Below are 21,964 nucleotides of genomic sequence, written 5' to 3' on the forward strand. Positions count from 1 at the left end.
GGTTTACACAGGCATTCCCCTACGGTTTTTTAAGTTCGTTGAGAAGCGGAATCAGAATCGCTTCCTCCGCACTTTTTTCCGGTACACCCTGGTTGATGGTGGAGACAATGACCGCATCCCGGGCGGGCCAGTAATACAAGGAAGAACCATAAAACCCTTCATGACCGATCAGTTCTTCTCCGGCCAGCCTGATTTTCGATATGCCCAGTCCGTATCCCACCTGACCCGAAACCGGAACCCAGCTAAACATTTCATTTTTACTCGCCGACTTACTGAAATACGTATTCCCGATGAGGGCACGCATGAACTTTCGCAGATCGTCAGTCGTGGTTACCAGGCCCCCACCCGCCCAATCCACCGAAACACTTTTGAAATCCGTGATATCGAACGTCAGGAAAAAGGAGTGCGAAACCCCGTCGGCGACGGATTCGCCCCGGGGCTGGTCATAAAATTCCTGGTAGGTATTATCCATCTTCAGGGGATCGAAGAGCCATTTCTTGTACGCCTGATTCAGGGGCATCTCCGTCACCTTCTCGACCAGCAAACCGAGCAATTGGTAATTCGTATCTGAATAAAACCACCCTTCCCCGGGCTTGAAATGCGGCTTTAGGTACTGTTTATAGAACTGGATCGTTTCGAGGGGCGTCCAGCGTTTGTCCGGCTTGGCGAGCACCAGTTCCATCAAATACGGTAAACCGTCCGTCTTATCTTCTTCGCTGATAAACTCCTCGATATAATCTCCGATGCCGGAGATGTGATTCAGCAACTGGCGCACGGTAATTTGGTGTTGATAGGAGACGCCGTTCAGGACATGGATACCCGTCAAAATGTTCTCTGGCAGGTAATTGCCGATAGGGTCGTTGAGGGCCACTTTTCCTTCTTCCGTCAGTTTCAGGACGAGGGCTGCGAGCGTCGTTTTTCCAATACTGGCCGACCGGAAGGCGTGGTTGGGTTTCATTTTCTGACCCGTTGCCGGATTGGCGAGTCCGCTGGCGCCTTTCCAATGGAGCGATAACGTCGGCGATTCCACCCGTAAAACCGCATTGTGAACCATAGGATCTTCGGCCACAGCTTTATCCAGGAGACCTTGTAAAAACGTCGCATAATCCCTGGCGGGGCTGAGTGACTCATTACCCGGGTCACAGGCGGATAAGAAGGCTAAACTGAAAATCCAGGCGATGGAACGGGTAATGAATGAAGAGGTACGTTTCTCTCTGAAATGGTGCATGGTATGAATTGTTTTTTTGCCAAAAGTGGAATGAAAATTCGCAGCATTCGTCCAGCCTTAGAAGGCTATACCTCTTTTTTTAGCATTATTTCAGCCGACGTTTACTTTTAAAGCCGGATCGATCCACTATATTAATTTTTAACACCATGAATCTGAAGTTGTATTTCTCACCGACCCACCGGAAGTGGCTGTCCCGGTTGTTTTTAGGCCTGTTCAGTGTATCGCTACTATTTCCCATAACCGCTTCGATCGTAAACCAAACCGGGCAGGTTTATTGGGTGGCTGGCTCCGTTGATGTGTCCGTTGCCTTTCTTTGTTTGTTTGTATCGATAGTATTAATAACCACTGAAAATCAGATGGATACGCCTGCTATGCTCGAAAAAAGGCTAAAGGTTCTCACATATTTGTTTAATCTGCCACTGGTTATACTGGCCATTTACTTCCTGGGAATAAAATTAAACTGGGAGGTTTTATTGATCGGGTTAGGCTGGCGGGTGTGGCTTTTTACCATGACACTTCCGTATGTAATCAGGGCTTTTTATCGGAAATCAATGGATTGAAGCAGGCGGGTTTTAAAGAGATTTCGATACACATTGAGCGGATAAATGGGGAGAGTGTAGAACCATTTATCACGAATTACACCCACTTCTTTAAAAATGGAAGTGACGAATAGGCAAAAACGGTTTCTTTACTTTAGCGAACAGAACATGGCTGAACGAAGCGATCCGTATGCAACTTTCTTTTGGTCTGATGGCCCTTTTTGCCCTCCTGATCTTTATCCAGGGTGCTCTTTTGGGAGCGGTTTTATGGTTTCGTCCGGATGCCAACCGTCGGTTGAACCGCTGGCTGGGGGCTTTTGTCTGGGTGTTTGCGGCCACCAATATGACGGATTTTGCCTATGAATCGAAACTGCTCTACCACCTTCCGTTGCTGGAGGGCCTGACGGCACCGGCCTATTTCGTTCTGCCTCCCCTACTCTTTTTCTACACCCGATTACAAATTAAACCGGACCGCGTCTTTCAAGGGTGGGAAGTCCTGCACTGCTTGCCCGCTCTTTTGGTTGCACTCCTCGAACTGCCGCTTTTTCTGATGAATGAGCGGGAATCGGAAGCGTTTGCCCAAAGCCTCTACGCCACCAAGGAAGCTTATTTTGTCAATGAAGGAACCGTCCTCTTCATTGTTTACCTGTTTGTTTACCTGGCAGCGTCCATCCGGCTGTTGATTCGTCATTGTGGTCACATCCGCCAATTCTTCTCGACGATTGAGCCGGTGAGTATGCGCTGGCTGCGGAATATCCTCATCGGTCTTTGTGTCATCTCCCTGTTTTGGGCGCTGACCATCTACCTCGCATCCTACTCGCTGTACATGATGCTTGAATTGCTGGTTGTTGTTTCGCTGTACAGCATTGCTTACCTGCATTTCCTTCATCCTCCGGTTAGTTATAAGACAACGATTCCTGACGACCTAGTCAGGGTCGAACCGGCAAAATATGGAAAATCGACTTTACGAGACGAACATGCCCGTCAGTACAGCCTGCAACTAATCGAATGGATGGAAACCAAGAAAGGGTATCTCGACCCCGACATCACCCTGGCGAAATTAGCGGCCGACCTCAACGCGCCGGCATACCATATTTCGCAGGTGTTAAATAGTCTGTTTGGTCAAACCTTTTTTGACTTTATCAATCATTACCGGGTCGAGGAAACCAAGCGGGAACTGATCAACCCTAAAAAAAATCATTTGACAATTCTCAGCATCGGTTTGGACGCGGGATTCAATTCAAAAGCCAGTTTTAATGCCGTCTTCAAGAAAGTAACGGGACAAACGCCTTCTGAATATCGTAAAGCTAGTTTGACGGGAACCCATGTTCTGATCTATCCACCCCATTTACCACTAAAAAGAGCAGAGCCGTGATGAGTTTTCTTTGAAGGTTCTCCATACGCTACGAAATGGGAGTACCTAAAGTACCAGATACAAGAGTCCAGATTTGACGTCTCCACAGGAACTTGACCATTAAATTCACCAAAGCACAACGGGTGGCCCGAATCTAAGTTAGCCGATCTTGTTGAGAAGTCGCTTTTCCAAGGCATCCCGGTAGCTACCTGCCAGGGGAATCAGGTGATTGCCTACGGTTACCTGATGGCGCTCAATTTTCTGGATGGCGTTTAAGGCCACAATATAGGATTTATGAATGCGAATAAACCGATCGGCCGGTAAACTCGCGACCATGTCGCTCATTGTCATTCGGGTGGTAATGCGCCGATCCTGTTCATAGATATAGAGTAAATTTGTGTCCGACTGGATGTAGAGCACTTTCTCCAAACTCACGCGAACCCAATCATAACCATCTTTTACAAAGATGCTCGAAGAGCCCTGCCTTTGTACCATCAACTGGGCGTAAGCCCGATTACAGGCTTGCAAAAAACGGCTAAAGTCGATGGGTTTAATCAGATAATCAAGTGCCTGCAAGGTAAACCCTTCAACGGCGAAGTTGGCATGGGCCGTCGTAAAGATGATTGGTATTTGTAAACTGGCCACCAGGTGAGCAACTTCCAGCCCATTGAGATCGGGCATATGGATGTCTAAAAACAGCAGATCCACGCGCTCCCGGTACAAAAATGGAAGCGCTTCTGTAGCACTAAGGAACCGGTGTGCTAACCGAATAAAAGGAACCTTTTCAATGTAACGCTCGAGCACTTCCAAAGCCGCAGGTTCATCATCAATTGCAACAGCATACAGCATATCCATCTATAAATCTAGAGTTAATTCAACAAGAAATGTATGATCGGCCCGCGCAATCTCCAGCCGATGGCAACCGCTATACATCAGTTCCAGACGTCGGCGTGCCGTGGCAATACCAGTACCTGTACTGAGATGTCTTAAATTGAGAGTCGGTACGCTGTTTTCCAGGCGCATGCATAGCCGTTGATTTTCAACACGAATCGCAAGATCAATAAACGATGGCTGGGCAAAGCTGATACCATACTGAAATGCATTTTCAACAAACGGTATGAGCAACAACGGTGCAATTTGGGCAGGCTCCCCATCCCAATCAAGTAGGGTTGTCACCCGAATAGCTTCTGTTTCTGGCAACCTGGCGCGCTGCAGGGCCAGGTATTTTGTCAAAAATTCGAATTCGTTTTCAATGGAGGTCAACGACTGGGTAGATTCCAGCAATGTGAAGCGCATTATCCCCGATAACTGTTGAATCAAATCAGCAATTTTGTGATTATGGGCCTTTTGGGCCTCATTGAAAATGGTGTTAAGCGCATTAAATAAAAAATGGGGATTGATCTGTGCCTTTAGAGCCGTCAGTTCCGCTTCCGTTTTTTGCTGCAACAAATCAGCCTGCTCGCTACGTGTACGCACGCCATCGGCCACAAATCCATAACCAACAAGGCCCGCCAGAATGAGGAGCGTTACCAATAGGTTCTCATCGACAAAGGATGCTTCCTGATCCGTCCGAAGCTGAAGCAGCTCAAAAAGTATCCAAGCCAATAAACATATCCAGCTCCAATAATTCAGTCCGGTGGAGCGTTCTCGTGCCCAGTGTCGAAATACCCAGCGGTAGTTCAGGTGCGCCATCACCAATATGCAGATTAACAGCATTAGTATACCAGCAATATAGCGCGCTAAACCAGCCAGGTTAGGCCCCATAGCTTCTTGTTGCCAGCTACTTTCGTACAACCGATAACCCCAGTAGAGCACTAAGCTTGTCAGGGATAGACTCAATAAAACTACCGATCGTTTCTTCCTTACCATCATGGCCTATCCTTGATTGCACCAGCCCTCTGGGGCGTCAATGGCTTGACTGTGCGAAGTTCTTCCAGAGCCTGTGTCTCCTTTATTGGCGCTAATAACAGCGTCCTTGATAAGAAATCAACCTCTTCGACGGCCTTAACATAATACGTCCGATCCGCTTGTAAAGTGAGCCAAAGCGTTTGCGGGTCCGAAAAATAATCACGTCCTGTTTCGATTTTAACGCGTCCAGCGTCCAGCGTCAACTCCAAATACCGATTGGTTGGCAAAAAACCCTGATTTTTCTCGTTGACTTTTACTTCAAACGCATTTCCGGCAAACTCCCGCTGCCGATAAATTATTAGCCGGGCATGACTGGCTTGACTAGCCAGATCATTATTTGAAATGGCCAGCAGTAGCCTGGCGAGTAGGAATAGTGGAGCTAGTTTCATTTCCGGTTCGTCTTCGAGTAATTGCTGGAAAAATAGTAGGTTGCTTGAAAAAAGAACTGGCTCAACCGGTCCAAGGGCGCATCCGTTATTTGAAACGCATCGGATGACCAGGCTTGCCGGTCGAAACCCTGCCGGTAGCCAAACCGTAATACACTTTCAGTGCTTTGCTTTCGCTTTTCCCGCTGCGAATACTCAACACTTACCTCCCAAAACGGGCGATGGAGGGTTAAGGAAGGTATAGAACCCTGGTGTGGATTTTTTAATAAATCCTGCAACGGAACCCGTTGATTCGTTCGTTGGTACACCGAATACTCGTACCCTAATCCACCTACCCCCCCGTTTACATAAAACCGTCGATTGCGGCTATTGGCCAGATCATACCCCGCTAACAGTGCCCCATACCGGCCATTGACCTGGCGGGCTACCGAAACGGCTTCTGAGGGCCTCGAAAAGAAGTGGAAAGCATACCCGGCCTGTAGCATGATTTTAATGCGTTCCATGCGGGCGCCTACCCCAATGTGAAAAAACGGATCAAGGTGGAAATCCGGTTCAATTTGGTTTTCCTTAAAAAAAGTGCGAAGGCCGGGCATACTGGTAGAGGTAAGGCTCAAGCCGACCTCGCTAACCCATCCAAAGGTAAAGTTACTTTTCGGAGGGATCACTCTGGCGGATGAATCCGAATCTTGGGCCTGAACCAGTGAACTAAAGAGCAGTAAATAAACAAAACAGTATTTCATAGTTTTAAACAATTGGAGATGTGGTGAATCCTGTCTCAAAGCAAATTTTTATCTCTTAGTTGATCAATGGTTTGTGGCCAACGAGCTTAAGTTTGTGGGAAAGTGTGAAAACTTTGTGACGATCCCTGTGCGACCTCTTTCCCGTTAGTAAAAAGCTGAAGACAAAAACAGTACTTTTGAAAATACAGCGAAGTTTTTCTTACGGAGCCATCGAGGATGTGTAAAAATAGGCTTGCTGTTTCCTGTTTAGCAGATTTTTAGCTACTGCATAATCGTAGTTCGAGTCGGCAGTTTGCACGATTCTTTTTGTAACTGATGCACTAGGTTGTTTACTCTAACAGATCTAGCGCCTTTTCCAGTGCTCTATCGTTGCCTGCTTTCCTATCCGCACGTGGAAAGAAGGGTACATCGATATCTGGAGGAATACCAATTTTCTCATAGGATACTCCTTTTAAATCTGTGATAATCTCATTGGAGAGATTAAACAACCAGCCATTGGGTAGTTCTTTAAAGACTTGGGAGAATACACCGTTGGTGTTTTCGCCTACTACCCTGACATGAGATAGCTGCCGAACTGCCAACAGAAAATATTCTGTGGCACTGGCCGTAAAAGCACTCGTTAGCACAACCATCGGTTTAGTATAAGCACTTCCCCCTTTCGGAGTCGACTCTACTCGATAAGGGGGTGCAAAGCCTGTTGCTGTACGGGCACAGATAGTAAGGACCGGTAAAACTTGGTTTGTAAAACGGCCAGCAATTTCAAGAGCGGCTAATTCGCTTCCGCCTGCATTGAGCCGAATATCGACCACTAATGCTTGAAACGTGTTCAATTCACGCATGGCCTCATCCAGGCCAGCGCGAAGAGTAGGCAGCTCGGCTTGATAATCAAAAGGTTCCGTAAAGGCTGACATCTCCACAACCTGTAGATATCCTACCTTATCGCTGAGTTTTCCCCAAATCAGCTTTCCGTTTGCGGCCGTTTTAACCGAACCTTTCAAATAGCTTTGGGTAATGCCGATCAGTTTACCATATTCTTGTGAATATATTCTTCAAAGCTTCCCCCGGGCTTATCGGTCAAATAGTCGTTATAAAACTTGCTAACTAATAGGGGGCCTTGACCAGCTTCAAAAAAACGGCCATCCGACGTCGTTAAGTTAACGTGGTCTTCCTGGAAAGGGGCGAGCATTTCGGAGAAGACCTCGAACAGATTCTGCTCAGTGACCAAGGGTCTATAGTGGGCGAGAATTTTATTCCAATCGACTCCCCTAAGCTTGAAAAAAGCATAGTGTTCCTGGAAGGTTTGCCAAAGTACATCAAAATTTTGTTGTGCATCTGTGGTAGGCTGAATTAGATTGGCTTCGCACTTGTAGGGGAGCTTTTGTAGTCGTTTGAACAGAATTTCTGCCGTATAGCCCGTGCTTATATACCTAAATTCATTGCCATTGGTGTGAATACGAACTTTCCATTTGGCAACAGATTTACCCTGTTCGATCAGATAATGATCCCGGCGCATTTGCAGACAAGTCGTTGACGTCACATCATATACGGTGGCCTCTCCATTACGAATCGACAGGACAAACCCATAACCTTCGGACTCCCAAAAGCCCTCCAACTTTGTTGGTATGTTTTGAGGAGGAATGTCTTCCCATTCATCGCGTGGGCTACAGGCGTCAATAGTAAGCCAAATTAGTGCAAATAAGAGCAGTTTGCTAAAGATTGCTTTCATAATTTGAAGTAAATTTAAGTTGAAACTGAGGGCAAATTAAAGCGTATGGCGTCAGTAGAGCATTGTAAACCAATGGGTTTACGAGTGAAGCAGTGAAAGAAGACAATGAAGTAGAAAGTAATCGATTAAGCTCTTCGAGGGGCCATGCCACGCTTTTGTATGCTATACCGAAATGGCTTGATCAAAACCGTTTAAAATTATGAAGGTGAGCCAGATTTGGCATCACATCACCGGGTTGGTCATATAGACTACTTTGCGGATAACCATTGATCGGCCAGTAGAGACAGAGGTGATTTGCTCCACAACTTTTTCAGAAAGTCTGCCCAGCCAATTGGGTCTTATCAAACTGCTCGTGAATACATTTGCAAAGTAGCCCACGACTGGTTTGCTAAGACCCTACTGGTTGATGAGGTTACTCAATAAAAGCAGATAGTCACTCCGCTGATGCCTACCGCTCGATCCAACGTCGGAAGCCAGGTGCAGTCTTTTGGCTAATTGTTAGTTCTACATTAAACGGAGGAATCAGCCGCAGCGTCAGCTTGCTAAAATCAGCAGGTTGATAAGAAAAACAAGCCGACAACTGAACAATATACTGACGATTAACCCGGAAAAACTGGGCAGGATTAAGTCGCTCAATGAGTAAATGCAAAGGTTCATCGAGATGGTATCGGGCGTTATCAAAAGTGAATAGCCAGGTTAGACCGTTTTCTACACAGATGAATGCTATGTTATCTGTAGGCACATTTATCTTTCGATTCCCATGAATGCCAATTATTGTTGTTACGTAAGAAGTTTCGGCCGGGGTCGGTTGCTCCTGAAGCGGTATTGGCTGCGAATGTTCTTTCCATCGGAAATAGGAGCCCCCCAAGTATAGGCAATTGATGAACAGTAGGCATAAAACTATGACTGGAAGCTCGACCTGCAGGAACGAATCCGTTCCAAAAACGTGCTCAGAATCAATGAACCGATATTGAGCATAAGCAATTCCATACGCCAGCACCGAACTACTCACTACCCCCAACACACCTTGTCCCGCTAACCGCCATAGCCAACCGCCCGCCCACCCAATTCGCTTATCAAGCTGGCTTGTTATAAAACTAACGTAACTAATCAAAAGAAATGTAGCGATCAGGGTGGTACTTAAATCGCGGTAATAAGTAGGCCTCTGCAGGAGATCAACCAGCGGGACATTGTCAAACGTCACCAGAAAAACAGCAGTAAAAGCTGCTCCAACCAGTTGTATCCAACGTTCACGGATCATTAATGCACTGATTTATCAATCAAACAAAGAATAGTTAGCACTTCACGATTCAGTAGGTTCTGCCTTCGGGGATATTGCACCGACTGCCCAATAGGACAACACTCGCCATGCCCATTCAACCGGGCCGGATTTATGGTTGGAGAGCCACCAACGGCTCAACAAAACCTGAATGGCAAACAAGCCCAAGGCACAGCCCAGTAATATCGTCGGGGCTATGTGGCCAATCATTCCTGTACTATAAAAAAATGTAAAGGCCAGCACCGTCTGACTAAAGTAGTTAGTCAAACCTATTCGTCCAACCGGCACCAAACTCCCTTGCCATAAAGTTCCCAGCGAACTGGAATAGCTTTTGATAAACAAACCCACGTAGAATAAGCTGTGGAGTACTAGACCTCCAGTCACCAGGAAAATAACCGGAATCATATAAAGTTCGTCCATCGGCAATCGTCCGTTACCCATCGCCCAGAAAGCTACGCTACTGCTAACGCCAACCGTGCCGCCCCACCAAAGCCATCTCCCAATAAGTCGTTGATGAGCCGCTGGATTACGAAAGAAACCGATCTTTGCCAGCCAAACGCCCAGCAACATTCGGCCAAACATTGCCACTAAGGCAATTGGCAGATCCTGTATAAAGTTGTGCCAGGGATCAATGATCCAATTGGCCCGCAAAATTTGAGGATAAGATCCGGTTGTGAAGGCGGTAAAGATATAGGTAGTCAGTGGCATACCGTCAACCTGATCCGGGTTAGTGTGTTTACCGATCGCTTCATTTAGGATGTAAGTAACTGGCGTTAAGAAGCCAATGAAGAGCAGGGCCAGCCGTAGCGTTGCTTTGGCCGATAGATGCCGTACAGTAAGTAAAGCTACTCCTAATAAGGCATAATTGCGGACAATATCACCGAACCAGAACAGATAAGCATGTAGGCAGGCAATGACGAACAAGAACAGCATGCGTTTGGTGTAGTAAGCGGGAAAGTTTACCCCCTTCGCCAGTGCTCGTTGCTGCTGAAGGTAGAAGCCCGCTCCAAACAGCATAGAGAAGATGGTGATAAACTTCGTATCGACCAGTATCTTAAGTGAATCAGTGAGCCAGTGCTGGGTCTGCTGCTCGACTGGCAACCACTCAACACGCGAAAAAGACCAGGTATTTACGATTAGAATACCAAAAAGGGCAAATCCACGCAAACCATCCATTAGATGAATACGTTCATGGGGCTGGGTCGCTTGAAAGGAACCGATTGACGCCATAATTTTATTGTTTAGCTGTGGTGGGTTTGGCCGTGACAGCCGTAATCCAGGTGGTCAAATAGTCACGTAGTGCTTCCGAATAAGGATGTTTTGTGTTATCCTTCAGTTCATCCCAGTCAAGGACACAGCCATTGGGCACCACATGGAGCATGTGTTCACCATGAGGTAGCAGGTAGGTCTGTATATGGGTTGGAACGCCCTCGGGAAATACCGAACGCAGGTGATTTAGATTAGCTTGAGGCCATACATACGCATCTAACTCACCAAACACCATTAGCGAGGGCGTTAGTAGCTTTCTCAACGCAGCATCGTGGCTATAATGCCGTATACGTGCCCATTGACCAGCTTCGCCCCCTTTAAAAACGCGACCCAAAACATTGCCGAGGGCTAACTCACGCTTCTTCCATTTCAATTTGCGGGTTAAGGATTTGCCTTGTAGCCCCTCGCACTCATACAACCGTTGGTAATTTTGCATGGTTTGGGTATACACGTCAACCGTTGGGCCACACAGGGCAACCGTAAACGCTACGTTCGGATTTTGAGTAGCCGCCAACTGTACGATCCAGCCCCCCTGGCTGTGACCAACCATGCCAATCTGCTTGGGGTTGATCCCGGGTAAGGTAGCTAAATAACGATGAGCGGCATTCGCATCTATGGCACGGTCCTCAAACCCAGCTTTCTGCCAGTTACCGGTTGAACGGCCCTTGCCGCGTTTATTCATGTAGAGGATGGCATAACCCTTGGCTAATAACTGGTGCTCGAGGTAGTAGCGATAGAAGATGTCTGGCTCGTTACTGTAATTGCTAATCATCTCCCAGTCACCCGAGCCACCTACCCAGATGATGGCTGGAGCGGGTACGGTCTGCTTTTTAGGCAGAATGAGTAAGCCGTCTATAACTAAATCGCCATTGGGAATCAGCACTCGACGGAGAGTAGTGTCGATCTGGGCCTGCGCGACAGAGCCCGTAATCAAAAAGAAAGCCATTAAGGCTACTGTTATTTTTTTCATTGAATTATTGTCTGAACCGGCGGCAAAGTAAAGAAGAGTAATTGGGTGCCACTGTCCTGACAATACCAGTAAAAACCGAAGTAGCGTTATTCGGGAGTGAAGTAGAGTCAAAACCTCTCCCGTTTGGCAACCTGTCACTTGTTTGCACAAGTAGGTATAACCAAATCATGCAGAACACGACCCTATAGAGACTGATGGAGAGCATAAAGTCGACATCGTCTGCTTGGACGGTGTTGTGTCTATCTATCGGGGGAGAGCTTTACAGACTTATTCACGGATCAATAATAACGTTTTGTGAGATGATCTGGTTAGAGGGAAATTTTAGATCACCTAAATCTCTATTAAGGATTTTACCTATTTAAGCAACAGAAGTTTACAATTTTCTCACATAAAGTGTAATCGTGCCTTGCCTAATCCGTGTTGGGTAAGTATCCAGTTCCCGGTCAATGAGCTTATTGTCTTGGGGAACCTGACGGGTGATATAATATGGATCGACGAAAATAATGTTCAGTCGTTCAATGCGATTTCCTTCCAATCGTTCGGTATGTTTTAACAAATGCTCGGTTCCGGAAGCGGCCTGGGTTTTGTCCTCATCTTCGAAGAACCGGTAGGAACAATACCAAAATTGGAGAGCATCAAAAAGTGTGGGGCATCTGGCATTCTAATTATAACTGACTAATTTTGAAGAGCCTATAAATCCGCTAGCCACATGGATAACCAGCCCACCAACCCAGTTCCCCAAGAAGGTCTGCCTGGTGAGCTGACCTATCAACTCAAGATTCATCTATTGGGCATCAGTCCCCAGATTTCCCGACGGCTGGCGGTGCGGGCTGATGTTACCTTAGCCCAACTCCATCATATTTTTCAGGTTGTCATGGGCTGGGAGAACTGGCACTTGCATAGCTTTCACATCTGGGGAAAGCAGTACGGCATTCGGTACGGCGGTTTTTATTTTGCCGACGATGCTAATCACGTTCGACTTGGCGATTTTCCCTGGCGGGTAAATGACAAGTTCACCTACACCTACGATTTCACCGGTCGTTGGCTGCATCAGATACGCATCGAAAAAATTCAATCGGCTGCTAAACCGCTACAACCCCCTTTCTGCCTAAGTGGACAACGAGCTTGCCCGTAATCCTTACTTCCCTTTACCATGAACTTCAAACTGCAAGTAGTTTCTTACCTGTCCGATGAACAGGTGCCAATAATGAAAGCTATTTTCACCCTAAATCGGGACGAATTGACCTTAGAAAATCTGGGGCTGACGCTGGCTGAGTCCAAAGATCTGCTCAAAACGATCCAGCAAAAATTGATTGAGACCCAGCTTGCCAGCTATATGCAGGCTCACTTGCCCACCGACTTACGCAAGAAAGGAGCTTACCCCATTCGGTTAAAAACCTTGTTCGGCGATTTAACAATAAACAGCCCTCGCTACTATCTCCTATCCGAAGGGACCGGAGCCAAAACGTTCAGTCCCCTCAAAGATATACTCAGTCAGCACGTGACTCCAGAACGGCTGTATCTGGAGACTAAATGGGCCAACCTGATTCCTTACCAGAAAACCGCTGACCTACTCAAAGAAGTGCTCCCGATTAACCAAAAACTCAATGCCACCACGATCCAGCATCATCTCCATGCCGTTGTTGAGGAGCAGGAAAAGCAACTACCGCCTGAAGCAACTTTCTTCAATGGTTGTTGTCAGATGGAGCGGGAAGCTCTGCCGATTCCTGACCGTCCACTCGTGGTGGGTATTGACGGAGGCTATGTCCGTCACTGGCACATGAGTATTTCGGAGCAAACTGACCCACCTGGCACGGAGTGTCACGTCCTGAAAAAACCTTACAGATTCTGAAAGTTAATCCTAAATTCTACTTGTCACTTCAAGGCCACCATTACTTGGTTATTTTGCCCTTGCATTATCTATTATAATCCCTGTTTTTATTTTCCCATTGTCAACAATCGGATTCTCAGTCTACTACCGGCTCAACCTTCTCTTGCTGCTTGACTGGTTTCGGTCTTTGATACTGCTTCCACCGTTTTTTCAATAGACCACTTCGCTGATGAGCCACTTCGGGGGTCAAATAATCCACACTAGAATGCGGACGTTGGGTATTATACCGAGTAACGGAGCGGCTGATCGCTAATTCAGCTTCCTGATGGCTTGGGTAAATGGTTTGAGAGAAAAACTCATTTTTGATGATGCCATTTACCCGCTCGGCCAAAGCATTATCGTAAGGGCTGCCCGATTGAGTCATGCTTATTGCGATCTGCTCGTTTTCCAACAATGTGATATACTGAGCGGAACAGTATTGAATACCACGATCTGGATGATGGATTAACGTGTAGTCGGTTAACCGTTTTCGGCCTTTAAGGGCCATTCGCAAAGCTAGAACACAACCGCTTGCCTCTAAAGTTGGATAAAGCGCATAACCAACTATTTTCCGAGAGTAGGCATCAGTGATCAAGCTGAGATAGCTAAAGCCTTGTACGGTTCGGATGTAGGTTAAATCGCTAACCCACAGTTGTTCAGGGCCGTCTACCGTCAATTCCTTGATCAGATTGAGATATTTCTTCAGCCAGTGATGAGAATCGGTCGTCTTAACCATGCGCTTGCGTCGGCGAATTAACAGTCCATGAAAGCCAAGTAAATCAAAAAACTGATCTCAGCCCATCTTGATCTGGTGGGCCTCTAACTGGGATTGCAGTAAATGAAACAGCTTTCTGGTGCCCAACAGGGGCATATCTCTGCCCAGATCACTGACCAATCTGAGCACGACTACATGAGCAATGCTGGTTTTTTTTTCTTGGGCAGCTGCTTCATAAAAAGCCTGACGTGTCACACCAAACAGATCACAAAGCTGCTCCAGGCTGGTTTGAGGATGGCTTTGCTTCATTCTTTTGACCGTTTGGTACCAGACTTTTTTCGGATCTTGATTTTTAGTTCATTTTCAGCCACCTCGATTACTGTTTGTAAGGTGCTGATTTTTAGTTCAGCCTGTGCGAGTGCTTTGGTCAGGGCTTTCACTTGTCGCGTTACTAGTTGGTCCGTTTGGGGATTGGGCATGGCAGGAGACGGCTCAGGAGTAGCAACTGTGTCCGTCACTGGCAAAGAAAACAGAACCAGCCAACTTCGCAAGGTATTGCGGTTGAGCCCGTACTTACGGCAAGCGGCTCGTATGCCGATGATACCTTGGTTGACTTCCTGAACAATCCGGCGCTTTTCTTTTTCGGATCGTCGCTCGAACGGATGTCGGCTGCCCATTCGAAATCCCTGTTTTTTCGTATTCTCGTGTGTCATCCTGATAAGCTTTATGTAAAGCTATTTCAGGACTAGACAATGATGCTGTACGAGCGGCCCTATTTACAGAATGGAGCAATGGCCACCGTGGCGCGGTCAAACCGAAGGTCAAGTGACCCGAATCAAGCTCATCAAGCGTCAGATGTATGGACGGGCCAAGCTGGATCTATTACGACAACGAGTGATTTATCGATGCTGAGCCACACAAAGTGCGTAAGAGCCCGCTTTTAAGGAGGAGGTCATCACATTTTTCAAGAAAGTGTTACCACTCTTTCCTCCATTGTTCAAATACGGTCTGACAATGAAAAAAAAGTAGTAAAAAGTGCTCATAGGTAAGCTGCGGGCTGATCAGCATCTTCGTTTTAATTGCGGTTTGTATGACCATAGCACTCGTCATTTTAAGCCTGCTTAGATGCAAGAGCATAATAAACAAAACTCCGGAGATGTTTCGTTTAAATTATCTTAGGAAATACCAACAACTATGTCAGTTTGTTCAGCTCAGTTACCCCTGTAAGTAGAATAACCATATGCGGAGAGTGTAATTGGTACGTGATAATGTTTGCCGTCTTTGATTTCAAAGACGACTTCGATAAAGGGGTAAAAACTCTGTGCATTTTGGCTTTTAAAATAATCTGCTGTCAAGTAGGTCAATTTGTAAATACCTTCATTAGAACTTTCAGAACTAAGAAAGTCGGAGATGCGGCCATTGGCATCAGTGATTTTTTCCTCAATTATCGACCACGTTTTTTTATTTGTGTCCATCTTTTCAAGTCGGATGGGTACACCTGATGCCGGCATACCTTTGGAAATGTCAAGGATATGACTTGATAACTGGAACGTTTTTGTCTGCGAGTAGGCCAGTGTAGTGCTCAAAGCTAAACCCAGCGTAAGAAGTAAGTTTTTCATCTGCTTTAAAGTTAATTAAGTTGTGTAAAAATTCCGGCCTCTGAAATACCAGCCGATTTTGCGATCAAATCGTCGTTCTCAGGGCTACCACCACCTGCAACGCCAACAGCCCCAATCAGCTTGCCTTCAAACCAAAGAGGGCAGCCACCACCAAGCAGCAGCAGTTCAGGTAGATTGGCCAGATTTTCAGTATCAGGATTTGACCTGGCACTTCTGGACAACGTTAAGGTGGGGGTTTTGGTTGAAACCGACGTGTAGGCCTTTCTTCTGGCTGCTTCCGTATTATGCGGTCCAACATTTTCTTGGCAACTGATGAGAATTACTTGACCTGCCGCATCCACAATTGAAATCGTGACTGATTTGCCTAAATGGCTGGCGCAAGCTCTTGCCTGCTTAGCAAGTGCTACTGCCGCATCAAGTGTTAACTGATATGAGGGGCTAAGATAAGTGGTTGCTTTGGTAGAGACCCTTTTGCCAGGATTACCTTCTTGCGCAATCAAAATACTTGGAAATAGGTAAGTTAAAATTAGCAGTTTGAATTTCATTGTAATTTGTTTTTGCAAAACTACAATATCAATCTGCCGTAAGTGTTGATCTAAGTCAACGTTTTAAAGCATTGATTTTGCCCGGCTTAGCGTAGATGGAGAAATTCCCAGGTATGAAGCGGCCATCTTATTGGATACCCGGAGCAAAAAGTTTGGCTGTGATTCGATGAGCCACTTTACTTTTTCCAGCGCATCAAATCCTTGGAACCCATAAATACGTTTTTGAGCGTTAACAAAACCCAATTCAAGAATTTCCCTGTAGATGTGACTAAACTCGGGCACAGTATCTACAAGTTGAAAAAAGTCCTTCCGGGAAATTACTAGCAGTTCTGACTTTTCAATGGCTTGCAAATACTCGAGTGCAGGCCTCTGGTCTATAAAGCTGGGAAGGGCAGTGGCAAACATACCGTCAAACGCAAAATAACGGGATGTTTCAATTCCTACATTGTTTATGGTAAAAATCCGAAGACAGCCGGTATTAATAAAGTAGTAAACTCTACAAGTGGCGTTATAATCTATTAAAATTTGTTTGCGGTGAGCCTTTACAGGTTGAAAAAAAGAACATATATCTTTAAGTTTTTCCCGATCAATTTTATGTCTGTGCAATATATAAGATGCCAAGGGCTGATATATCAGCGGTAGTTCTTGAATTGACGTTATAGTAGCCATATAAATAGTATAATGGTGATGAACTCTTCAATTATTCCAAAACTGGCGTGCTTGAATGTTGCTAAATAAAAACTATGAACTGTAAATTATTCTAACGTTCAAGGTACTTATTGATCCGTGAAGTAGTCTGTAATGAAGGCCTGGTTCTCAAAGTTGGCGAAACAGTTACGAACCAACCCAGAGCATATTCCCGTTCATAGGAATGAAATAGCCTATCAAAATGCACCAAAGATACACTGAATGTGAAAATCTCGAACAGCTTCATCGTTACTAACCAATGCAATGTCTTACCTATGAAAAGTATTCTCGTTCTGTTATTGGCAATCTGCGTCATCGCTGTGTTTGCCCAGTCTAACCAGGTACATATCAAAAAAAATAAGGATTCCTTCGCCTTGATCCGTAATAGTAAGCCGTATTTCATTAGAGGGGCTGTTGGGAGTGACTACCTAGCTAAACTAAAGCAATATGGGGCAATTCCATCCGAACCGGGCCCAACCCAAAGACCTTAAACCTAGCTGACAGCCTGGACCTGACCGCCTTGGTGAATCTACCCGTTCGGGCGGAACGTGATGGGATGGATTATGATAATGAGGCTGCTGTGCGTCAGCAACATGAGCGGGTGATGGCGATTGTGCGTCAGACAAAAGACCACCCGGCCGTGCTGATGTGGGCACTGGGCAATGAACTCGACTTTATTCAGGCCAATGTGAAGGAACACTACAACGTAAAGGTCTGGCAGGCCGTTGACGCACTGGCGAAGGAGATTCATCAGATCGATCCCAATCATCCGGTTATGACGGTAGTCGGCTCTATCAATGAGGGGAAAATTAAGGAATTGAACACCTCATGCCCTGAACTGGACCTGCTGGGCGTGAACGAATACGGCGATCTGGACAAAATACCCCTGTGGCTCCGGAAGTTCGGCTGGCAAAAACCGTATGCCGTCACCGAATGGGTCCCCACCGGATTCTGGCAGGTGCCCAAAACGCCCTGGCAAGCACCCATCGAAGAAACCAGTAGCATGAAGGCATACCAGTATCAGAAGCGGTATGAGCGGATCATTGCCGCCGACAAATCCATGTGCCTAGGGTCATTTGTATTTCTATGGCAGCATCATCAGGAACGTACCCACACCTGGTTTGGCATGTTCGATGCGCAAGGGCTGGAAACGGAAGCCGTTGACGTGATGCAGTATGCATGGACGGGACGATGGCCAACGAACCGCGCTCCACGACTTGATTCGGTCCAATTAACTGGCAGAAATGCCTACCAGGAAATCTACCTACCACCTGGTCAGGCGAGTGAGGCCCAGGTCTGGGTGAAAGACCCCGACGGAGAGCAGCTACGCTACTATTGGGAGGTGCTTCGCGAAGGAACGGCGTTCCCGTATGGTGTCAATGGCGAACGGAAACCACCTGATGTTCCCGGCCTAATCGACATACCCAATACCACCCGACTTTCTTTTCGGACCCCTGCCGACGAAGGGGCCTACCGGTTGTTTGTGTATGCCTACGACGGCAACGGGAATTGGGCCACTGCAAACATCCCTTTCTTCGTTAGGAAGTGATTCGCGGTTAAGGCCGCAATGGAGGCCTATACACCCTTATTTCCTGAATATGCTGTACGCCTTTACCGCTTAGCTCCAACACATGGGTACCATTTGTTGCGCCCTGCATGACGGTGACAACACGGCCACTGACAGGCTCGACGCTGTTTCCACAGCAAGATAACACCTTCCAGTGCAGTTGGTCACCCGCCTTTAGCCAGGGAAACTGCCGAAAATCAGCCGGATTTTTACGCCGGAACCAGCCGGTCGAATCAATTCGTATATGCCCGGATGTCGACGAAAACGGCTGGTCACTGCTGCCTACGCCATCGTCTCCGGTCTGACTGCCTTTTACCCTAAACTGAAGCTGCTGTCGAACCGTATCGACCGCGGTAACCGTCAGCGTCCAGTCTTCGGCCTGCGGTTTACCGCCTAGTTGCATGGCCAGCAACTGACCCATATGGCTCAGGAAAGAGCGATTCTCGTTCAGCACTGGACGCGTATAAAAGTAACTATACCGCTGACTGTCCGGCGGATGGTTGTCGATGGTTACCGCTACGGTTTGCCAAGTGGGGCTTCCCGAGTCCCAGACCAGGTCAATCCGGTTGCCGTCCACAGGCAGACGGATTTTAGCTTTTTTAGGCGAGAAATTGTTACCCCTGCGCAATGTCTGAACGGTCGTGACCGGAACTTCGGTCTGGCGGGGTAGTGCCTCCAGATACCGGGTAATAATTTGTGCCATCAAATAGTTGCCATGCTCATTGAGGTGAACGTTATCCGAGAGCAGCGCGGCAGGTGTTAACTGGTATTGCTGAAGATATGCCTTCCATGCCGCCCGTACATCGAGCAGGGCCAGCCCGTAGGTGTTGCATAAAGCCGGGAGCCACACCTCGCTGTGCCGGTCATGCCATTCTTGATTCTGCCCTACGCCAATGTGGTCAGTCTGAATCAGGACTTCGGCAGTGGTATGGCTACGGATAACCCGAATGAGCTGTTCATACTCCTCTTCCCCTCCATAATCATGAAACAGAATCAGGTCGGGATAAAACGGTGCCACATCATTAGCTACCATCAGTTTCAGCCGATCGCTGCTGAAGCCACCAATGGCCCGGTTTTCCATAACTATATCCACGGCAGGATGGCGCTGCTGTAAAAATTTCTTCACCTCTAGCCACCACTTCTGTTCGCTAATTGATTGCCCATAAACCAGTATTCGGACGTTTTGGGGCCTGTTTGGGTTGATGGTGCTCAGCAACTGGGCTGTGTGGGGTAGATGGGCGGTAAATGAAGCCGGGATCGAGATAGGCGGCAGCGGAAGGGATGACTGGCCGACAGCGTTCATGGCAAGTCCAATCAGTGGAATCAGAAATGAGAAGCGGAGGGGCATAGCTTTAGGGATAAAACCGGTAATGAACAGCTGCAAGAAGTGCAATTTCAGGTATTTATCCTGCTGGTAACTACCCAGACCCACCCAGATTTTCGACACAGGCTTCGGTTATTTATGGATAAACTATTTTCTATCGCTAGTATCTAGGACCTCAATTCGCTACATAACACGCCATGCACCGGCTATATTCGTAGGATGGCAACGTAAACCTACAGCCATATGGCATTTGTATATTTCTCCTGTTGTAATCCAATGGGAACCTATCAGGAATGTAGTTTAGGTGCAGAAAACATTGATTTCTGTCTTGAAGGACTTTCATGTTTAGTGAAAAATGGATGGCAACTGGACAATATAAGGCTATCGGATTATACTGGCAATGTCACATGGCTACCTGTTGAAGCCTTTGATGGAGAATCTATAGAAAGGCCTTTGCAGGTACTACAACAGGAATGGGAAGAAATCTTATTTAATAATAAGTAAGTTCAAACGGAGGCACTACCCGTTTTAGAAAGCAAATAAGAGACTGCTTGCTGGACTGTGTCAGCAGGCTTTTGGACTCGCTACATTTGACTGGAGAAGGATTTTAGGCACATTTGGGGAAAAACCCAAAAATACCCATGAAGAAAAGATGTTTATTTGACCAGGCATTCAAACGAATGGCCGTTGAGTTAGCCCACGCCAAAGTCTCCGTGCAGGAAGCCGCCCGTGAACTCGGCATTGATTCGAGCCGGATCACCAAATGGCGACATAGCTACAAAAGCCCTGGTCAATCTGCAACTCCGGCCCTCGAGCTGAGCGAGGATCAGAAGATGATCAAACGGCTACAGAAAGAGCTGAAAGACGCTCAGCTTGAGCGCGATATGCTAAAGAAGGCCATCAGCATCTTCTCCAGGATCGACGAGAGATATTCCAGTTTATAAAGGAGAACGCTCACCTGTTTCCCGTTGAGAAGATGTGTAAAGTGTTGAATGTGAGTAGTAGTGGCTATTATTATTGGCGCAAGCATCCCATCGATATCAGGCAACAAAACCAGAATCAGTTGGTGAACCATATCCGTCGAGTGCATAAGCAGAGTGAAAGCAGTTATGGTAGTCCTCGGATTGCTGATGAACTCCGCGAGCAGGGTGTGAAGGTCTCGCGCAACCGTATTGCCAGGCTCATGAGGAAAATAGGTATTCGTAGCATTGTTTACAAAAAGTATCGGGTACAAACCACCGACTCGAATCATGATTACCCGCTAGCTATAAACTTATTAAATAGAGACTTTTGTGCTGAAAGGCCAAGCCAAAAGTGGGTGTCTGACATCACCTATATTGCTACGAAAGAAGGTTGGCTATACCTGACAGTGATTTTGATTTGGCTGACCGGAAAGCGATTGGCTGGGCGTTGAGTGAAAGTTTAAAAGCAGTAGATACGAGCGTAGCTTTCTGGCGGATGGCCTTCAAAAACAGAGCGATAGACAGCCGTCTTATCTTTCACTGTGCCAGCAGCCCGGTCTGATCGGGGTGTTCAGTATGCCTGTACAGAATTTGGAGATGAGTTGAAGGGCCTACCGGTTGCACAGAGCATGACGGGGCCGCCCGGCGGCCGCAAGGGCAATTGTTGGGATAATGCGGTTGCCGAGAGTTATTTCAAGACGCTCAAAAGCGAGTTGGTGAATCACACTCATTTTGCAACACGAGCTGCAGCTCGGTTGGCTATATTCGAGTACATTGAGGGTTGGTATAATCAACGACGAAAACATTCGGCATTGGGTTACCGCACACCCTGTCAACAGGAAACCTATTTTTACACCTCCTAGATGGCTGCTTAAGAAAAATCTCCACTATACTGTTGCAAGTCCAGGTAGCCCCCGGTCAGTTCATAGACGGGGCCATATCCTAAAGACCGTAACTGCTCGGCTGCGGCCTTACTCCGGCCACCCGAAAGACAATAGACATAAACCGGCTTTTGTTTATTCAGGTCTTTGATTAAGCGGCCAAAGTCAGACCGTTTATAGTCAATGTTCTTCGCATCGGGTAAATGCCCTGTGCAAATTCATTGGCAGTACGAACGTCAATCAACTGCGCCTGTGGACTATTGGCAAGTTGACGGGCAAACGAATCAGGTAACATAGCCTGACCGTGGCCGGTATAGGTTAATAAAAGGCCGCCCAGGAGGAGGATAATTGTGTTTCTGCCAAAGATATTCATTATTGGTATTGGATTAATTGAG

27 protein-coding genes and 1 pseudogene are annotated in these 21,964 nt (G+C 46.9%); 9 read left to right on the forward strand and 19 right to left on the reverse strand.

The window, feature by feature from the left end:
- Nucleotides 1-19: 19 nt before the first annotated feature.
- The gene (locus ACS5NO_RS28390) at nucleotides 20-1,228 is read right to left on the reverse strand and encodes a serine hydrolase domain-containing protein (protein ID WP_439418262.1); all 1,209 of its coding nucleotides are present in this window, start codon (nucleotides 1,226-1,228) and stop codon (nucleotides 20-22) included.
- A 146-nt stretch (nucleotides 1,229-1,374) separates the two neighbouring features.
- On the opposite strand from ACS5NO_RS28390, the gene ACS5NO_RS28395 reads away from it, so the two are divergent.
- Nucleotides 1,375-1,788 carry a hypothetical protein gene (locus tag ACS5NO_RS28395; RefSeq protein WP_439418263.1) on the forward strand — a complete coding sequence of 138 codons (414 nt, stop codon included), beginning with the start codon at nucleotides 1,375-1,377 and terminating at the stop codon, nucleotides 1,786-1,788.
- A gap of 169 nt (nucleotides 1,789-1,957) precedes the next feature.
- Nucleotides 1,958-3,142: an AraC family transcriptional regulator gene (locus ACS5NO_RS28400; RefSeq protein WP_439418264.1), complete on the forward strand. Its 1,185-nt coding sequence runs from the start codon at nucleotides 1,958-1,960 to the stop codon at nucleotides 3,140-3,142.
- Between the two features lie 138 nt (nucleotides 3,143-3,280).
- On the opposite strand, the gene ACS5NO_RS28405 is transcribed toward ACS5NO_RS28400, so the two are convergent.
- From ACS5NO_RS28405 to ACS5NO_RS28445, 9 genes are all read right to left on the reverse strand, one after another.
- Nucleotides 3,281-3,976 carry a LytR/AlgR family response regulator transcription factor gene (locus tag ACS5NO_RS28405; RefSeq protein ID WP_439418265.1) on the reverse strand — a complete coding sequence of 232 codons (696 nt, stop codon included), beginning with the start codon at nucleotides 3,974-3,976 and terminating at the stop codon, nucleotides 3,281-3,283.
- Entirely contained in the window at nucleotides 3,977-4,993 is a 1,017-nt protein-coding gene (locus tag ACS5NO_RS28410) for a sensor histidine kinase (RefSeq protein ID WP_439418266.1), read from the reverse strand.
- On the reverse strand, nucleotides 4,990-5,418 hold the full coding sequence (locus ACS5NO_RS28415; protein ID WP_439418267.1) for a DUF2846 domain-containing protein: 429 nt from the start codon (nucleotides 5,416-5,418) through the stop codon (nucleotides 4,990-4,992). The genes ACS5NO_RS28410 and ACS5NO_RS28415 overlap by 4 nt, the downstream gene beginning before the upstream one ends.
- On the reverse strand, nucleotides 5,415-6,008 hold the full coding sequence (locus tag ACS5NO_RS28420; RefSeq protein WP_439418268.1) for a hypothetical protein: 594 nt from the start codon (nucleotides 6,006-6,008) through the stop codon (nucleotides 5,415-5,417). Before ACS5NO_RS28420 ends, ACS5NO_RS28415 begins: the two co-directional genes overlap by 4 nt.
- 476 nt (nucleotides 6,009-6,484) lie before the next feature.
- Complete coding sequence (locus ACS5NO_RS28425) at nucleotides 6,485-7,153, reverse strand: S41 family peptidase (RefSeq protein WP_439418269.1); 669 nt, start codon at nucleotides 7,151-7,153, stop codon at nucleotides 6,485-6,487.
- Between the two features lie 20 nt (nucleotides 7,154-7,173).
- A complete protein-coding gene (locus tag ACS5NO_RS28430; protein ID WP_439418270.1) occupies nucleotides 7,174-7,881 on the reverse strand; it encodes a S41 family peptidase in 708 nt (235 codons plus the stop codon).
- A gap of 448 nt (nucleotides 7,882-8,329) precedes the next feature.
- Nucleotides 8,330-9,142 (reverse strand): LytR/AlgR family response regulator transcription factor, encoded by an 813-nt coding sequence (locus ACS5NO_RS28435; RefSeq protein WP_439418271.1) that lies wholly within the window; start codon nucleotides 9,140-9,142, stop codon nucleotides 8,330-8,332.
- Nucleotides 9,143-9,184: 42 nt separating this feature from the next.
- On the reverse strand, nucleotides 9,185-10,390 hold the full coding sequence (locus ACS5NO_RS28440; protein WP_439418272.1) for a DUF418 domain-containing protein: 1,206 nt from the start codon (nucleotides 10,388-10,390) through the stop codon (nucleotides 9,185-9,187).
- A gap of 4 nt (nucleotides 10,391-10,394) precedes the next feature.
- Nucleotides 10,395-11,399: an alpha/beta hydrolase family protein gene (locus tag ACS5NO_RS28445; protein ID WP_439418273.1), complete on the reverse strand. Its 1,005-nt coding sequence runs from the start codon at nucleotides 11,397-11,399 to the stop codon at nucleotides 10,395-10,397.
- A 709-nt stretch (nucleotides 11,400-12,108) separates the two neighbouring features.
- On the opposite strand from ACS5NO_RS28445, the gene ACS5NO_RS28450 reads away from it, so the two are divergent.
- Nucleotides 12,109-12,534: a plasmid pRiA4b ORF-3 family protein gene (locus ACS5NO_RS28450; protein ID WP_439418274.1), complete on the forward strand. Its 426-nt coding sequence runs from the start codon at nucleotides 12,109-12,111 to the stop codon at nucleotides 12,532-12,534.
- Nucleotides 12,535-12,552: 18 nt separating this feature from the next.
- On the forward strand, nucleotides 12,553-13,251 hold the full coding sequence (locus tag ACS5NO_RS28455) for a hypothetical protein (protein WP_439418275.1): 699 nt from the start codon (nucleotides 12,553-12,555) through the stop codon (nucleotides 13,249-13,251).
- A 115-nt stretch (nucleotides 13,252-13,366) separates the two neighbouring features.
- Here the strand turns inward: ACS5NO_RS28455 and ACS5NO_RS28460 are convergent.
- The 6 genes and pseudogenes from ACS5NO_RS28460 to ACS5NO_RS28485 form a co-directional block, all read right to left on the reverse strand.
- Nucleotides 13,367-14,038 (reverse strand): annotated as a pseudogene (locus ACS5NO_RS28460) (IS3 family transposase); the annotation flags it as partial.
- A 24-nt stretch (nucleotides 14,039-14,062) separates the two neighbouring features.
- Nucleotides 14,063-14,293: a hypothetical protein gene (locus ACS5NO_RS28465; RefSeq protein ID WP_439418276.1), complete on the reverse strand. Its 231-nt coding sequence runs from the start codon at nucleotides 14,291-14,293 to the stop codon at nucleotides 14,063-14,065.
- Nucleotides 14,290-14,661 carry a helix-turn-helix domain-containing protein gene (locus tag ACS5NO_RS28470; RefSeq protein WP_439418277.1) on the reverse strand — a complete coding sequence of 124 codons (372 nt, stop codon included), beginning with the start codon at nucleotides 14,659-14,661 and terminating at the stop codon, nucleotides 14,290-14,292. Before ACS5NO_RS28470 ends, ACS5NO_RS28465 begins: the two co-directional genes overlap by 4 nt.
- A gap of 534 nt (nucleotides 14,662-15,195) precedes the next feature.
- Nucleotides 15,196-15,603 carry a hydroxyisourate hydrolase gene (gene uraH / locus ACS5NO_RS28475; protein ID WP_439418278.1) on the reverse strand — a complete coding sequence of 136 codons (408 nt, stop codon included), beginning with the start codon at nucleotides 15,601-15,603 and terminating at the stop codon, nucleotides 15,196-15,198.
- A gap of 11 nt (nucleotides 15,604-15,614) precedes the next feature.
- Nucleotides 15,615-16,148: a GlcG/HbpS family heme-binding protein gene (locus ACS5NO_RS28480; RefSeq protein ID WP_439418279.1), complete on the reverse strand. Its 534-nt coding sequence runs from the start codon at nucleotides 16,146-16,148 to the stop codon at nucleotides 15,615-15,617.
- A 63-nt stretch (nucleotides 16,149-16,211) separates the two neighbouring features.
- The gene (locus ACS5NO_RS28485; RefSeq protein ID WP_439418280.1) at nucleotides 16,212-16,817 is read right to left on the reverse strand and encodes a Crp/Fnr family transcriptional regulator; all 606 of its coding nucleotides are present in this window, start codon (nucleotides 16,815-16,817) and stop codon (nucleotides 16,212-16,214) included.
- A gap of 541 nt (nucleotides 16,818-17,358) precedes the next feature.
- On the opposite strand from ACS5NO_RS28485, the gene ACS5NO_RS28490 reads away from it, so the two are divergent.
- Complete coding sequence (locus ACS5NO_RS28490) at nucleotides 17,359-18,384, forward strand: glycoside hydrolase family 2 TIM barrel-domain containing protein (RefSeq protein WP_439418281.1); 1,026 nt, start codon at nucleotides 17,359-17,361, stop codon at nucleotides 18,382-18,384.
- A gap of 7 nt (nucleotides 18,385-18,391) precedes the next feature.
- On the opposite strand, the gene ACS5NO_RS28495 is transcribed toward ACS5NO_RS28490, so the two are convergent.
- A complete protein-coding gene (locus ACS5NO_RS28495) occupies nucleotides 18,392-19,849 on the reverse strand; it encodes an SGNH/GDSL hydrolase family protein (protein WP_439418282.1) in 1,458 nt (485 codons plus the stop codon).
- A gap of 120 nt (nucleotides 19,850-19,969) precedes the next feature.
- Here ACS5NO_RS28495 and ACS5NO_RS28500 point away from each other — a divergent pair, with 120 nt between their 5' ends.
- The 4 genes from ACS5NO_RS28500 (at nucleotide 19,970) to ACS5NO_RS28515 (ending at nucleotide 21,551) form a co-directional block, all read left to right on the forward strand.
- Nucleotides 19,970-20,230 (forward strand): hypothetical protein, encoded by a 261-nt coding sequence (locus ACS5NO_RS28500; protein ID WP_439418283.1) that lies wholly within the window; start codon nucleotides 19,970-19,972, stop codon nucleotides 20,228-20,230.
- Nucleotides 20,231-20,367: 137 nt separating this feature from the next.
- On the forward strand, nucleotides 20,368-20,670 hold the full coding sequence (locus tag ACS5NO_RS28505) for a transposase (protein ID WP_439418284.1): 303 nt from the start codon (nucleotides 20,368-20,370) through the stop codon (nucleotides 20,668-20,670).
- The gene (locus tag ACS5NO_RS28510; protein ID WP_439418313.1) at nucleotides 20,667-21,140 is read left to right on the forward strand and encodes an IS3 family transposase; all 474 of its coding nucleotides are present in this window, start codon (nucleotides 20,667-20,669) and stop codon (nucleotides 21,138-21,140) included. The genes ACS5NO_RS28505 and ACS5NO_RS28510 overlap by 4 nt, the downstream gene beginning before the upstream one ends.
- A 177-nt stretch (nucleotides 21,141-21,317) precedes the next feature.
- Nucleotides 21,318-21,551, forward strand: coding sequence for an integrase core domain-containing protein (locus tag ACS5NO_RS28515; protein WP_439418285.1), 234 nt, complete (start codon nucleotides 21,318-21,320; stop codon nucleotides 21,549-21,551).
- An 8-nt stretch (nucleotides 21,552-21,559) separates the two neighbouring features.
- Here the strand turns inward: ACS5NO_RS28515 and ACS5NO_RS28520 are convergent, their stop codons facing one another.
- Together ACS5NO_RS28520 and ACS5NO_RS28525 are read right to left on the reverse strand one after the other, a co-directional pair.
- Complete coding sequence (locus ACS5NO_RS28520; RefSeq protein ID WP_439418314.1) at nucleotides 21,560-21,787, reverse strand: rhodanese-like domain-containing protein; 228 nt, start codon at nucleotides 21,785-21,787, stop codon at nucleotides 21,560-21,562.
- Nucleotides 21,721-21,942 carry a hypothetical protein gene (locus ACS5NO_RS28525; protein ID WP_439418286.1) on the reverse strand — a complete coding sequence of 74 codons (222 nt, stop codon included), beginning with the start codon at nucleotides 21,940-21,942 and terminating at the stop codon, nucleotides 21,721-21,723. Before ACS5NO_RS28525 ends, ACS5NO_RS28520 begins: the two co-directional genes overlap by 67 nt.
- Between the last annotated feature and the right edge of the window lie 22 nt (nucleotides 21,943-21,964).

The organism is Larkinella fluvii (assembly GCF_051857545.1).
GTDB lineage: Bacteria > Bacteroidota > Bacteroidia > Cytophagales > Spirosomataceae > Larkinella.